The organism is Xanthomonas sp. SHU 166, assembly GCF_000364685.1.
Lineage (GTDB): Bacteria > Pseudomonadota > Gammaproteobacteria > Xanthomonadales > Xanthomonadaceae > Xanthomonas_A > Xanthomonas_A sontii.
In genome coordinates this window covers 1-12,648 of sequence record NZ_AQOJ01000435.1, presented here as the reverse complement: position 1 = coordinate 12,648, position 12,648 = coordinate 1, and the positions used below count along the sequence as shown (strand labels likewise).

Below are 12,648 nucleotides of genomic sequence, written 5' to 3'. Positions count from 1 at the left end.
CCGCCAGGCCGCCGATCGGATAGATCGGCAGGGCGACCTGCTCGCGCAGGCGCTCGAACGCCTCCCAGCCCAGCGGCGCGGCGCCTGGGTGGCTGGCGGTGGGGGCCAGCGGCCCGACCACTGCGAAGTCGCAGCCGATGCGCTGCGCCGCCTGCAATTCTTCAACGGTATGACAGGACGCCGCCACGGCCTGCCCGGTCGGCAACGGACGCGCCTGCCACTGCGGCAGCTGCTCCGCGCCCAGATGCACGCCGACACCCAGTTCCTGTGCCAGCGCCACGTCGCGGTTGAGCAGCACCTGCGCGCCACGCGTCGCGCACAGCGTCGCCGCGGTCCGCGCCAGCGGCGCCCACTGCTCGGCCGGCAGGCTGCGCGCACGCAACTGCACGCGGCGCACGCCGGCGTCCAGCGCGCGCTCCAGCGCCGCCAACCAGGGACCCGGCTCGGCCGGCTCCGGCGTCACCAGATAGCAGGCGGGCTGGCGCAGCATCGCCACCACCGGCTGGTCGGCCGGGGGCATCGCGTAGCGGCCCAGCTTGTCGGCGCTCACCCAGGTCAGCGCCTGGCCCTCGCGGCCGCGCGGCGTGCCCTTCCAGGCCGAGACCTGGCGCACTTCCAGGCGCAGGCGCTTGTCCGGGTAGCGCTGCGGCACTTCCATCAACCAGTCGCCGACCACCGCCTCGATGCCCAGTTCCTCCTGCAGTTCGCGCACCAGCGCCTGCTCCGAGGTCTCGCCGGGCTCGCGCTTGCCGCCGGGAAATTCCCACAGGCCGGCGAGGTCGCGACCCTCGGTACGGCGGGTCAGCAGGATACGGCCGCGCGCATCGGTGATGACGCCGGCGACGACATGAATGGATCTGAGCGGTTCGGACATGGCGCAAGCTTGCCGTTTCCGGCAGCGCCAACGCAATCAACCAGGATCACATTGGCGCCGATCGGCTGTGGAGGGCAGCGACGCCCACGCAGCCAGGCAGTCCCAGGCGATGGCCTTTTGGGCGGCGCGCCACTGATGGCAGGCGCTACCGCACCAACGCCAGAGCGTCATCGGAAATGGCCGTGAGTGGGCGCTGGTCCGCCTGCAACGCTGCCCGGCGCGCGACGCGCAACGCGCTGCGGCGGCGCGCATGGCGGTGATTGCCGCACTTCCACCACCGCCGCCCGCTCAGGCGCCCAGGCTGTGGCCGATCCGCCACAGCACACCACCGGGGTCGTGCAGGGTGAAGTCGCGCATGCCCCAGGGACGGTCCTCGGGCTCGCACAGGCGCGCGCCGTAACGGCCCGCCAGGTCGGCTGCATGCAGCCGCCGCCACCAGACATCGGCGTCCTCCACCCACAGATGCAGCACGAGGTTGCGCGCCAGGCCCGCGTGGTAGAAATCCTGCAGCAGGAACGCGCAACGGTCGCCATGGCGGAAGCAGATCAGGCCGTCGCCGAGCGGCTCGGGCGCGAAGCCTACGTCGGCATAGAACCGCGCAGACAGCGCGAGATCCTGCGCCGGCACGAAGACCTTCAGTTCCAGGCTGGGCGAAGGCTCCACGGCAGGCCTACAGAGGCAATGGCGACATCGGCCAGCCTACGCGCCGCACGCACGATACGCCACGTCGGCAAGCGCATCGATCCAAGCCCTTCCCAAAAACAGAATGCCCCGCGCAAGGCGGGGCTATTCGCAAATGTGTGATCGACCCAGCACCTGCATCCGTCGCTCACTCCTTCGCCGAAGGGAGTGCAAGAGCCGGCGTGGGGGTGTCATGGCTGGCGCCCCGGCACCCACAGCGTGCGACGCCGAAGCGGGGCCGCCGCGCGATTGCGCAGCGGTCCGCGCAAGGCCAGGCTCAGCTCAGCTGGCCGTGGCAGTGCTTGTACTTCTTGCCGCTGCCGCAGGGGCACGGATCGTTGCGGCCGACCTTCGGCGCTTCGCGGGTCACCTGCGCCACGGTCGGCGCACCCGCCTCGCCGCGCTGCACCTGCTCGGCTTCCTCGTCGGCGCCGTAACCGCCGGCATCCTGGTGCTGGAACTGGGCCTGGCGCAACTGCGCCTCCACCTGCTGGCGCTCCTGCGCTTCGAGCGCGGCCACTTCCTCCTCGCTGCGGATGCGCACCCGCGCCAGCAGGGTGACCACTTCGCGCTTGGCGTGCTCCAGCATCTCCGAGAACAGCTCGAACGCTTCTTTCTTGTATTCCTGCTTGGGCTGCTTCTGCGCGTAGCCGCGCAGGTGGATGCCCTGGCGCAGGTAGTCCATGCGCGCCAGATGCTCCTTCCAGCTCTGGTCGAGCACGGTCAGCATCACGTGCTTCTCCAGCGCGCGCATGGTCTCGCCGCCGATCGCCGATTCCTTCTCGCGGAAATGGCGGTCCACTTCCTCGCGCACCTTCTCGACGATACCGTCCGCGTCCAGTTCCTCGTGGCGCTTGACCAGGTCGGTGATCGACAGCGACAGGCCGAGTTCACTGGCCAGCGTGGCTTCCAGGCCCGGCAGGTCCCACTGGTCGTCCACCGAGTTCGGCGGCACGAAGCGCGACACGATGTCGTAGATCACGTCGTCGCGGATGCCGTCGACGTTCTCCTTGACCGACTCGGCGTCCAGCAGTTCGTCGCGCTGGGCGTAGATCACCTTGCGCTGGTCGTTGTTGACGTCGTCGAAGTCGAGCAGGTTCTTGCGGATGTCGAAGTTGTGCGCCTCGACCTTGCGCTGCGCCTTCTCGATCTGCCGGCTGACCAGCTTGTCCTCGATGACGTCGTCTTCCTTCATGCCCATCATGCGCATTGCCTTCTGCACCCAGTCGGAGGCGAAGATGCGCATCAGGTTGTCTTCCAGCGACAGGTAGAACCGCGAGGAACCCGGGTCGCCCTGGCGGCCGGAACGGCCGCGCAGCTGGTTGTCGATACGCCGCGACTCGTGGCGCTCGGTGCCGATGATGTGCAGGCCGCCGGCGGCCTTGACCGCGTCGTGGCGCTCCTGCCAGGCCGCCTTCAGGCGCGCGCGCGTCGCGTCGTCAAGCTCCTCGCCCAACGCATGCAGTTCGGCTTCCAGCGAGCCGCCGAGCACGATATCGGTACCGCGGCCGGCCATGTTGGTGGCGATGGTCACCGCGCCCGGCTGGCCGGCGTTGGCGACGATCTGCGCTTCGCGCTCGTGCTGCTTGGCGTTGAGCACTTCGTGCTTCACGCCCGCCTTGCGCAGGTGCTCGGACAGCATCTCCGAGGTCTCGATCGAGGTGGTACCGACCAGCACCGGCTGGCCGCGCTTGGCGCAGTCCTCGATGTCGGCCAGCACCGCGTTGAACTTGCCCTGGCGGTTGAGGAACACCTGGTCCGGCCAGTCCTTGCGGATGGTCGGGCGGTTGGTCGGGATCACCACCACTTCCAGGCCGTAGATGCTCTGGAACTCGTAGGCTTCGGTATCGGCCGTACCGGTCATGCCGGACAGCTTCTTGTACATGCGGAACAGGTTCTGGAAGGTGATGCTGGCCAGCGTCTGGTTCTCGCGCTGCACCGGCACGCCTTCCTTCGCTTCCACCGCCTGGTGCAGGCCGTCGGACCAACGGCGGCCCGGCAGGGTGCGCCCGGTGAACTCGTCGACGATCACCACCTCGCCGTCGCGCACGATGTAGTCGACGTCGCGCTGATAGATCGCGTGCGCACGCAGCGCCGCGTTGAGGTGGTGGACCACGCTCAGGTTCTGTGCGCCGTACAGGCGGTCTTCCTCGTCGGTGAGGATGCCGGCGGCGCGCAGCAGTTCTTCGGCGTGCTCCATGCCCGCTTCGGACAGGTGCACCTGCTTGCCCTTCTCGTCGACCCAGAAGTCGCCCTCGCCCTCTTCCGACTCCTGCTTGACCAGCTGCGGCACGATGCGGTTGACGCGGATATACAGCTCCGGCGACTCGTCGGCCGGGCCGGAGATGATCAGCGGGGTGCGCGCTTCGTCGATCAGGATCGAGTCGACCTCGTCGACGATGGCGTAGTTGAGCCCGCGCTGGAAGCGATCGGCCTTGGACAGCGCCATGTTGTCGCGCAGGTAGTCGAAGCCGAATTCGTTGTTGGTGCCGTAGGTGATGTCGGCGGCGTAGGCGGCATGCTTGTCGCTGTGCGGCATGCCCGGGTACACCACGCCCACGCTCAGGCCCAGCCAGTTGTACAGCTTGCCCATCTGCGCGGCATCGCGGCGCGCCAGGTAGTCGTTGACGGTGACCACGTGCACGCCCTTGTCTTCCAGCGCGTTGAGGTACACCGGCAGCGTCGCGACCAGGGTCTTGCCCTCGCCGGTGCGCATTTCCGCGATCTTGCCCAGGTGCAGGACCATGCCGCCGATCAACTGCACGTCGTAGTGGCGCATGCCCAGCACGCGTCGGCTGGCCTCGCGGCACACCGCGAACGCTTCCGGCAGCACCTTGTCCAGGGTCTCGCCGCCGGCGATGCGCCCACGCAGTTCCGGGGTCTTGGCCTGCAGCTGCTCGTCGGAGAGCTGCTCCATCTCCGGCTCCAGCGCATTGATCTTGGCGACGATACGGTGGAGCTGGCGCAGTTGGCGCTCGTTGCGGCTACCGAAAACGCGAGTAAGCAGACTGTTGATCATTGAAGGAACCGGTTGGAAAGGAACGCCTCGACGGCCCGATCCCCAGGGAATCGACGGGCCGCAAACGAAACAGGGCGCGATGCGCCCTGTCGATGGCAAAGCACATTGTAGCTTGGGGCGGCGCCCGGCGATTCAAGCGCCGGCACGCCAGCCCCCGCGCGGCTCAACCACGGCCGCGGCGGCCCACCGGAATGGCGCCATCGCCGAGGAACTTGGCCGGGTTCACCACCACCCCGTCCTTCCAGACCTCGAAATGCACGTGGGCACCGGTGGAACGGCCGGTGGAGCCGGCCTTGGCCACTTCCTGGCCGACCCGCACCAGGTCGCCGACCTTCACCGACAACCGCGAATTGTGCGCGTAGCGGGTGACATAGCCATTGCCGTGGTCGACCTCGACCACATTGCCGTAGCCGCCGCGCACGCCAGAGTAGCTGACCACGCCGTCGGCCACCGCCAGCACCGGGTCGCCGACGTTGGCGTGGAAGTCGATGCCCTTGTGGTTGCCGGTACCGCGGCCGAACGGATCGGCGCGGCCGCCGAAGGCCGAGGTGATGTAGCTGTTGCGGATCGGCATCCGCGAGGGCACCGCGTTCTGGTCAAGCTGGTGGTCGAACAGCAGCGATTCCAGCACCGACAGCTGCTGGCCGGAGGTGGCGAACTGCTGCTGCAGCCCGTCCAGTTCCTTGCCGAGCTGCTGCGCGGGCATGTCGTGGCTGGGTTCGTCGTCGCCGCCACCGACGCCGACCGGCTGGTCGAAATCGAACTCGCCGTCCTGCAGCTTGCCCATGCGGGTCAGGCGATCGCCGAGCGCGTTGAGCCGGGTCGCCTGCGCCTGCAGTTCGCCCAGCCGGGCCGCCAGGGCGTTGACCTGGGTCTGCGCGTCGCGGCGCACCTGCGCCAGTTCCTGGTCCTGCCGCTCGAGCTTGGCGCGCATCTGCGCCGAACCACCCCATCCGGCTGCGGCGCTGACGCCGATGCCGAGTACCATGCCGAGGCCGAGCACCGCACCGAGCGCGGCGAGGGGGCGACGATCGGCGAATTCGCGCAATCGCCACGGCAACGTCTTGACCCCCTTTTCACTGGAACGGATTACGATCTTCTTGAACGTCATATGAGTTTTCATGTCTAAGCGAAAGTCCGGCGAAGGCCATACCGCCACGCCGCAGCCGGCGCTGGACGCCGCACTGGCGGACAAGGCGGGCGACCCGTTGCGCCGCGCCCTGTGGCTCGACGCGCTGGACCGGCAGTTACGCCCCCATTTGCCGCCGAACCTGGCGCCCCGTTGCCGGTTGGCCAATGTGAACGGCGAACAGCTCGTTTTTCTCGTTGAGTCTCCGGTCTGGCACGCCCGGGTCAGGCTGGCCGAGGCCGACATCCTTGCTGCGGCCCGTTCCCTCGGGCTGAAAGCCACCAAAGTGACCGTCAAGACTGCGACTGCACCCGCGCATTCCCCAATGCAGCAGGCAAGAAGCACGCCGGCTCCGGTTTCTGCGGCCACGCACAAGGGGTTGCGCGAGGCCCTGGCTTCCCTGCAGGACGTCGTCTCCGCGACGCCCGATGCGACCACGGGCTCCGACCGTGGGCGTCGACGTACGTAGACACGCACGCCGCGACCGACGCATCCTAGCGGGCGTCGGGCGCGAGGTCGTTACCGATTCGTTAAATCGGCGTTAAGGGGAGAAGAAGGAACGGCCGATTGCCGATTCCGTGATACCCACCCGGCCGTCACCGGGTTGAACGGTTCAGGCGTAAGCCGCCGCCCCGTAAGCCACCGGCGCCTGCTGCGCGGCGGATTCGAAGCTGACCCATTCCCAGGCCGCCTGTTCGGCGAGCAAGGCGCGGACCAGCTTGTTGTTCAGTGCGTGGCCGGACTTGTAGCCCTCGTAGGCGCCGAGGATGGCACCGCCGGCGAGGTACAGGTCGCCGATCGCATCGAGGATCTTGTGGCGCACGAACTCGTCGGCGTAGCGCAGGCCGTCGTCGTTGAGCACACGGAACTCGTCGAGCACGATGGCATTGTCCATCGAACCGCCCAGGCCGAGATTGCGCTCGCGCATGTACTCCAGGTCGCGCATGAAGCCGAAGGTGCGCGCGCGGGAGATTTCCTTGATGTAGGCCATCGTCGAGAACTCGATCTCCTGGCGCGACTGCTTGGCCGGGATCATCGGGTGGTCGAACTGGATGGTGAAACCGAGCTTGTAGCCGCCGTCGTAGGGCACGAAACGGGCGATCTTGTCGCCGTCGCGCACTTCCACCTCGCGCTTGATGCGGATGAAGCGCTTGGCCTTGTCCTGCTCGACGATGCCCGCCGACTGCAGCAGGAACACGAACGGACCGGCCGAGCCGTCCATGATCGGCAGTTCGGCCGAGGACAGTTCGACGATGGCGTTGTCCACGCCGAGGCCGGCCATCGCCGACATCAGGTGCTCCACCGTCTGGATCTTGGCCTGGCCGCGGCTCAAACCGGTGCACAGCGTGGTCTCGGTGACCAGTTCGGCATCGGCCGGCACGTCCACCGCCGGATCCAGGTCCACGCGTCGGAACACGATGCCGTGGTCGGCCGGTGCGGGGCGCAGGGTCATGTAGACCTTGTCGCCGCTGTGCAGGCCCACGCCGGTGGCGCGGATCGTGTTCTTGAGGGTGCGTTGCTGGGTCATGGGCAGACAGTCTGGGAACGTCTGTTCGCACGGGAACTGAACAGACAACGAGAATATCACGCGTTTAGCTAAATTTTAACAAAGCGGTCACAGCATCCCATCGGTGCAACGCTGGCCCGTGCCGGCGTCGCGGTCGCAAAAACCTGCCGGGTCGCGGGGACCCGGCAGCAAGGGACACGGCGCGCCGGCCAGGGAGGCGCTCCTGGACGGCGGTGTTGCGGGCCGGCGCGAACGCCGGCCGATGATGCAGACCTCAGTCGGCCTGACGGCGCAGGGCGGGCCGCTTGCTTGCGACGCACTGCGTCGCGAGCGGCCCCGCGCCCGGCCATGGATGGCCGGGCAGGCCCATCCGCAAGCCGGACGGCTGCGCCAAGGACGGCATCAGTCGGCCTGGCGGCGCAGGAACGCCGGGATGTCCAGGTAGTCGCTCGGCAGGTCGGCCGCGGCCGGCGCCGGGGCGGACGCCGCGGTGCTCATCGACTCGCCGCTCGGACGGCGCAGGCCCAGGCCCATCGCACCGCCGACCGCCTTGGACACGGCATCGCCGCCGTGCTCGAAGTCGCCGAACTCCGGCTGGCCGGTGGTGGCGTTGCGCACCAGCTTGATCGGCGCACGCTGCTCCGGACGCTGCGACTGGCGCGACACCGCGCGGTTCAGGCCGGTGGCGACCACGGTCACGCGCACTTCGTCCTGCATGTCCGGATCCAGCACGGTGCCGACCACCACGGTGGCGTCCTCGGAGGAGAAGCCTTCGATGGTGCGGCCGATCTCGTCGAACTCGGCCATGGTGAAGTCCGGGCCGGCGGTGATGTTGACCAGGATGCCGTTGGCGCCGGCCAGGTTGACGTCGTCCAGCAGCGGGTTCTGGATCGCGGCCTCGGCGGCGGCCTGCGCGCGGTCGTCGCCGCGGGCCGAGCCGGTGCCCATCATCGCCAGGCCCATTTCCGACATCACGGTGCGCACGTCGGCGAAGTCGACGTTGATCAGGCCCGGACGCACGATCAGGTCGGCGATGCCCTGCACCGCGCCCTGCAGCACGTCGTTGGCGGCGCGGAACGCCTGGATCATGGTGGCGTTGCGGCCGAGCACGGTGATCAGCTTTTCATTCGGAATGGTGATCAGCGAGTCGCAGTGCTGGCTCAGTTCCTCGATGCCCTTCAGCGCCACCTGCATGCGGCGGCGGCCTTCGAACGGGAACGGCTTGGTGACCACGGCCACGGTCAGGATGCCCATTTCCTTGGCCAGCTGCGCCACCACCGGCGCGGCGCCGGTGCCGGTGCCGCCGCCCATGCCGGCGGTGATGAACACCATGTCCGCGCCCTGCAGCGCGTCCATGATGCGCTCGCGGTCTTCCAGCGCGGCCTGGCGGCCGACTTCCGGGTTCGCGCCCGCGCCCAGGCCCTTGGTGACGTTGGTGCCGAGCTGCAGCTGCAGCTTGGCGCCGCAGTTCTTGATCGCCTGCGAGTCGGTGTTGGCGGTGATGAACTCCACGCCGTCCACGCTGCTGCTGACCATGTGCGCGACCGCGTTGCCGCCGCCGCCGCCCACGCCGACCACCTTGATCACTGCATTGGGTGCCATCTTTTCAATCAGTTCGAAATGCGCCATGTCCGTTTCCTCTTTGAGCCGTGAATGGGGAATCGGGAATGGGGAATCGGATCGCTCCGTTCGCTGTCCCGACACCCGCATTTCGGCGAGTGTTGTTGTTTGGAAGCTGGGAATGGGGAATCGGGAGTGGGGAATCGCAACAGCGCGTCTCCAGCCCGGGACCCTTTCCTCAGCGGAATTGCAAAAAAACCACGCCTACCTACCTTCTCTCACCGCTCTCCACCGATCTCACCGCAGCACCGCCTTTTGCTTTTGCTCTTACCCATTCCCAATTCCCGATTCACCATTCCCGGCTCTCAAAACTCGCCGCGATACCAGTTCTTCAATTTCTTGAACAAGCTGCCGGCGCGGCCGGTCGGCAGCGACGGGCGGCGTGGGTGTTCGATCTGGCTGCCCATCAGCAGCAGGCCCACGCCGGTGGCGTGGACCGGGTTGCCGACGACTTCGCCCAGTCCGGTGACGTGCTGGGGAATGCCCACGCGCACCGGCATCTGCACCATTTCCTCGGCCAGCTCGACCACGCCTTCCATCTTCGAGGCGCCACCGGTCAGCACCATGCCGGCGCGCACCAGTTCCTCGAAGCCGGAGCGGCGCAGTTCCGCCTGCACCATCTCGAAGATTTCCTCGTAGCGGCCCTGCACCGCCTGCGCCAGCGAATGGCGCGGCATGCGCCGCGGCGGGCGGTCGCCGACGCTGGGCACCTGGATGCTTTCTTCCGCGGTGGCCAGCTGCGCCAGCGCGCAGGCGTAGCGCACCTTGATCTGCTCGGCTTCCGGGGTCGGCGTGCGCAGCATGTGCGCGATGTCGTTGGTGACGTGGTCGCCGGCGATCGGCAGCGAGGCGGTGTGGCAGATCGCGCCCTGCACGAACACTGCCAGATCGGTGGTGCCGGCGCCCATGTCCACCAGCACCACGCCCAGCTCGCGCTCGTCGGCGGTCAGCACCGCCACCGAGGACGCCAGCGAGGACAGGATCAGATCGTCCACCTGCAGGCCGCAGCGCTGCACGCACTTGCTGATGTTGGCCGCGGCCGACTGCGCGCACACCACCAGGTGCGCGTGCACTTCCAGGCGCACGCCGGTCATGCCGACCGGGTTGCGGATGCCTTCCTGCGAATCGTCCAGCACGTACTCGCGCGGGATCGCGTGGAGGATGCGCTGGTCGGCCGGGATCGCCACCGCCTTGGCCGCTTCCAGCACGCGGTCCAGGTCGTTCCAGGTCACCTCGCCGTCGCGGATCGGCACGATGCCCGGCGAGTTCTTGCACTGCACGTGGTTGCCGGAGATCGACGCGTACACCGAGCGGATCTCGCAGCCGGCCATCAGCTCGGCTTCCTCGATCGCGCGCTGGATCGACTGCACGGTGGATTCGATGTCCACGACCACGCCGCGCTTGAGCCCGCGCGACTCATGCGAACCGATGCCGATCACCTCGATCGGGTTGCCGGGCGAGTATTCGCCGACCAGCGCGACGACCTTGGAGGTGCCGATGTCCAGTCCAACGATGAGGGATTTGTCGCCTTTGCGGTTCATGTCTTGGAGCCGGGAATAGAGAATCGGGAATGGGGAAGGGAGAAGAGCGGGCTCTCGCGATGGGATGGAGGGTCGGCCAGTGCCGCGTGCCGCGCGGGCTGGGCCGGCGCCGCAGGCTTCTTCTCCTTGCCCGGCTCCTTACTCGGCTCTTTGCTCTCGGGTACCCATGCCACGGTGAATCCGTTGGTGTAGCGAAGATCGGCGCGCGCCAGCGGCGGCTGGCCCGGCTGCAGCAATTGCGGCAGCACCCGGGCGAAGCGCTCCAGGCGGGCGCGCGCGTCGTCGCGGCCGACCACCACCTGCACGCCGTTGCCCAGCGCCAGCGACCAGCTGCCGCGCGCGTCCAGGGCCACGCCCTGCACCGGCAGGCCGACCGGCGCGAACAATGCGCGCGAGGTGTTGTACAGCGCGACCACGTCGGCGGCCTTGGCGTCCGGGCCGGCCAGATGCGGCAGCGCCACGTCGCGCAGTTCGTTGGGCAGGGCGAAGATGCGGCCCTGCTCGGACAGCATGCGGTCCGCACCCCAGCGCGCGAACGGGCGGTGCTCGACGACGCGCACTTCCAGCACGTCCGGCCAGCGCTTGCGCACGCGCGCACTCTCGACCCACGGCAGGCGCTCGATCGCGTCCTGCGCATCCTGCAGGCGCACCGCGAAGAAGCCGCGCCGCGCATACGGCAGCACCACCTGGCGCAACTGCTCGGCGGACACCCGCTTGAAATCGCCGCTCACCTGCAACCGGCTCAGCGGCCAGCGCTCGGCCCCGACCCAGCCGTTGAGCACGGCCACGATCGGCAGCGCGACCAGGGCAAGCGCCAGCAACCAGGCGAGGATGCGCAGGGAGGCGTTCATGCGCGCACCTTCGGGTGCGCGGGAATGGGGAATCGGGAACGGGGAATGGACAAGGCAAAAGCGGCCGCGCACGCGGCACCGCTCTTGCCCATTCCCGATTCCCGACTTCCGATTCCCGGCGTCACAGCGTCTGCTCCAGGATGCGCCAGCACAGGCCGGCGAAATCCACGCCCAGTTGCGCGGCGGCCTTGGGCACCAGCGAGTGGCTGGTCATGCCCGGGGCGGTGTTGACCTCGATCAGTTGCAGGCCGCGCACGCGGTCGCGCATCACGTCCACGCGGCCCCAGCCGCTGCAGCCGGCGGCGGCGAAGGCCTGCAGCGCGAGCTGGCGGATCTCGGCCTCGTCCTCGCCCTGCATGCCCGGGCACAGGTACTGGGTGTCCTCGGCGATGTACTTGGCGTGGTAGTCGTACCAGTCGCCGGCGGGGACGATGCGGATCGACGGCAGCGCGATATCGCCGAGGATGCCGACGGTGTATTCCTCGCCCTGCACCATCTGCTCCATCAGCAGCTCGCCGCGGTAGTCGGCGGCGAAGGCGCGCACCGGCGCCAGGTCGGCCTCGGACAGCACGCGGAACACGCCGACGCTGGAGCCTTCGCAGGCCGGCTTGACGAACAGCGGGTAGCCCAGCGCGGCGGCGGCCGCGGCCAGGTCGGCCTGGGCGTCGATGCGGGCGAAGCCCGGCGTCGGCAGGCCGGCGGCGATCCACACCTGCTTGGTGCGGATCTTGTCCAGGGTCAGCGCGCTGCCGAGCACGTCGGGGCCGGTGAACGACACCTGCAGCGCGCGCAGCAGGCCCTGCAGCACGCCGTTCTCGCCGTCGCCGCCGTGGAGGATGTTGAACACGCGATCGACTTCGCCAGCGCGGATGCGCTCGAGCAAGGCGGGAATGCCGTCCACCGGCTGCGCGTCGACGCCGCTGCTGCGCAGCGCCTCGAGCACGTTGGCGCCGGAGTTCAGCGACACCTCGCGTTCGCTGGACGTGCCGCCGAGCAACACGGCGACGCGGCCGAACGCGGCCGGGTCGGTGACGCGCGGCGGCGGCAGGGTCTGCGCGCTCATGCGTCCGCTCCGCCGGCGAAGCCGTGCTGGGCAATGTGCTGGGCGACGTAGCCGATGTCGCCCGCGCCCATCATCAGCAGCAGGTCGCCGTCCTGCAGCACGTCCGGCAGGACGCTGCCGAGTTCGCCGACCTGGCCGACCACGACCGGCTCGCTGCGCCCGCGCGCGCGGATCGCACGCGCCAGCGAGCGCGCGTCTGCGCCCGGGATCGGCGCTTCGCCAGCCGGGTAGACCTCGCTGAGCACCAGCGCGTCCACTTCCGACAGCACCGCGGCGAAGGCGTCGAACTGGTCGCGGGTGCGGCTGTAGCGATGCGGCTGGAACGCGACCACCAGGCGCTTGTCCGGCCAGCCGCCGCGGGCG

At 68.7% G+C, this 12,648-nt stretch carries 10 protein-coding genes and 1 pseudogene; 1 reads left to right on the top strand and 10 read right to left on the bottom strand.

What is annotated here, in order from left to right; translation table 11 throughout:
- From D180_RS11840 to D180_RS11825, 4 genes are all read right to left on the bottom strand, one after another.
- Nucleotides 1-874 (bottom strand): Nudix family hydrolase (locus D180_RS11840; RefSeq protein WP_017912960.1); only part of this gene is annotated, 874 nt, incomplete at its 3' end.
- A 288-nt stretch (nucleotides 875-1,162) separates the two neighbouring features.
- Nucleotides 1,163-1,537 carry a glyoxalase gene (locus D180_RS11835; protein WP_017912959.1) on the bottom strand — a complete coding sequence of 125 codons (375 nt, stop codon included), beginning with the start codon at nucleotides 1,535-1,537 and terminating at the stop codon, nucleotides 1,163-1,165.
- Between the two features lie 295 nt (nucleotides 1,538-1,832).
- A complete protein-coding gene (gene secA / locus D180_RS11830) occupies nucleotides 1,833-4,574 on the bottom strand; it encodes a preprotein translocase subunit SecA (RefSeq protein WP_017909647.1) in 2,742 nt (913 codons plus the stop codon).
- 163 nt (nucleotides 4,575-4,737) lie between these two features.
- Nucleotides 4,738-5,685 carry a M23 family metallopeptidase gene (locus D180_RS11825; RefSeq protein WP_017912958.1) on the bottom strand — a complete coding sequence of 316 codons (948 nt, stop codon included), beginning with the start codon at nucleotides 5,683-5,685 and terminating at the stop codon, nucleotides 4,738-4,740.
- 10 nt (nucleotides 5,686-5,695) lie between these two features.
- Here D180_RS11825 and D180_RS11820 point away from each other — a divergent pair, with 10 nt between their 5' ends.
- A complete protein-coding gene (locus D180_RS11820; protein WP_017909649.1) occupies nucleotides 5,696-6,172 on the top strand; it encodes a DUF721 domain-containing protein in 477 nt (158 codons plus the stop codon).
- 144 nt (nucleotides 6,173-6,316) lie between these two features.
- Here D180_RS11820 and lpxC read toward each other — a convergent pair whose 3' ends face one another.
- The 6 genes and pseudogenes from lpxC to D180_RS11790 form a co-directional block, all read right to left on the bottom strand.
- Complete coding sequence (gene lpxC, locus D180_RS11815) at nucleotides 6,317-7,231, bottom strand: UDP-3-O-acyl-N-acetylglucosamine deacetylase (RefSeq protein WP_010340119.1); 915 nt, start codon at nucleotides 7,229-7,231, stop codon at nucleotides 6,317-6,319.
- Between the two features lie 381 nt (nucleotides 7,232-7,612).
- Entirely contained in the window at nucleotides 7,613-8,839 is a 1,227-nt protein-coding gene (gene ftsZ, locus D180_RS11810) for a cell division protein FtsZ (RefSeq protein ID WP_017912957.1), read from the bottom strand.
- A 296-nt stretch (nucleotides 8,840-9,135) separates the two neighbouring features.
- Nucleotides 9,136-10,371 (bottom strand): cell division protein FtsA, encoded by a 1,236-nt coding sequence (ftsA, locus tag D180_RS11805; protein WP_010340121.1) that lies wholly within the window; start codon nucleotides 10,369-10,371, stop codon nucleotides 9,136-9,138.
- Nucleotides 10,368-11,222 (bottom strand): cell division protein FtsQ/DivIB, encoded by an 855-nt coding sequence (locus D180_RS11800; RefSeq protein ID WP_017912956.1) that lies wholly within the window; start codon nucleotides 11,220-11,222, stop codon nucleotides 10,368-10,370. Before D180_RS11800 ends, ftsA begins: the two co-directional genes overlap by 4 nt.
- 121 nt (nucleotides 11,223-11,343) lie before the next feature.
- Nucleotides 11,344-12,285, bottom strand: a complete 942-nt coding sequence (locus tag D180_RS11795; protein WP_017912955.1) for a D-alanine--D-alanine ligase — start codon at nucleotides 12,283-12,285, stop codon at nucleotides 11,344-11,346.
- Nucleotides 12,282-12,648, bottom strand: a pseudogene (locus D180_RS11790) (cyanophycin synthetase); the annotation flags it as partial. The gene D180_RS11795 and the pseudogene D180_RS11790, both read right to left, overlap by 4 nt.

What these genes read in the sequence shown, in the direction of transcription:
- secA (WP_017909647.1), bottom strand. Translation starts at nt 4,574, where the DNA reads ATGATCAACAGTCTGCTTACTCGCGTTTTCGGTAGCCGCAACGAGCGC.
- D180_RS11825 (WP_017912958.1), bottom strand. Translation starts at nt 5,685, where the DNA reads ATGACGTTCAAGAAGATCGTAATCCGTTCCAGTGAAAAGGGGGTCAAG.
- D180_RS11820 (WP_017909649.1), top strand. Translation starts at nt 5,696, where the DNA reads ATGTCTAAGCGAAAGTCCGGCGAAGGCCATACCGCCACGCCGCAGCCG.
- lpxC (WP_010340119.1), bottom strand. Translation starts at nt 7,231, where the DNA reads ATGACCCAGCAACGCACCCTCAAGAACACGATCCGCGCCACCGGCGTG.
- ftsZ (WP_017912957.1), bottom strand. Translation starts at nt 8,839, where the DNA reads ATGGCGCATTTCGAACTGATTGAAAAGATGGCACCCAATGCAGTGATC.
- ftsA (WP_010340121.1), bottom strand. Translation starts at nt 10,371, where the DNA reads ATGAACCGCAAAGGCGACAAATCCCTCATCGTTGGACTGGACATCGGC.
- D180_RS11800 (WP_017912956.1), bottom strand. Translation starts at nt 11,222, where the DNA reads ATGAACGCCTCCCTGCGCATCCTCGCCTGGTTGCTGGCGCTTGCCCTG.
- D180_RS11795 (WP_017912955.1), bottom strand. Translation starts at nt 12,285, where the DNA reads ATGAGCGCGCAGACCCTGCCGCCGCCGCGCGTCACCGACCCGGCCGCG.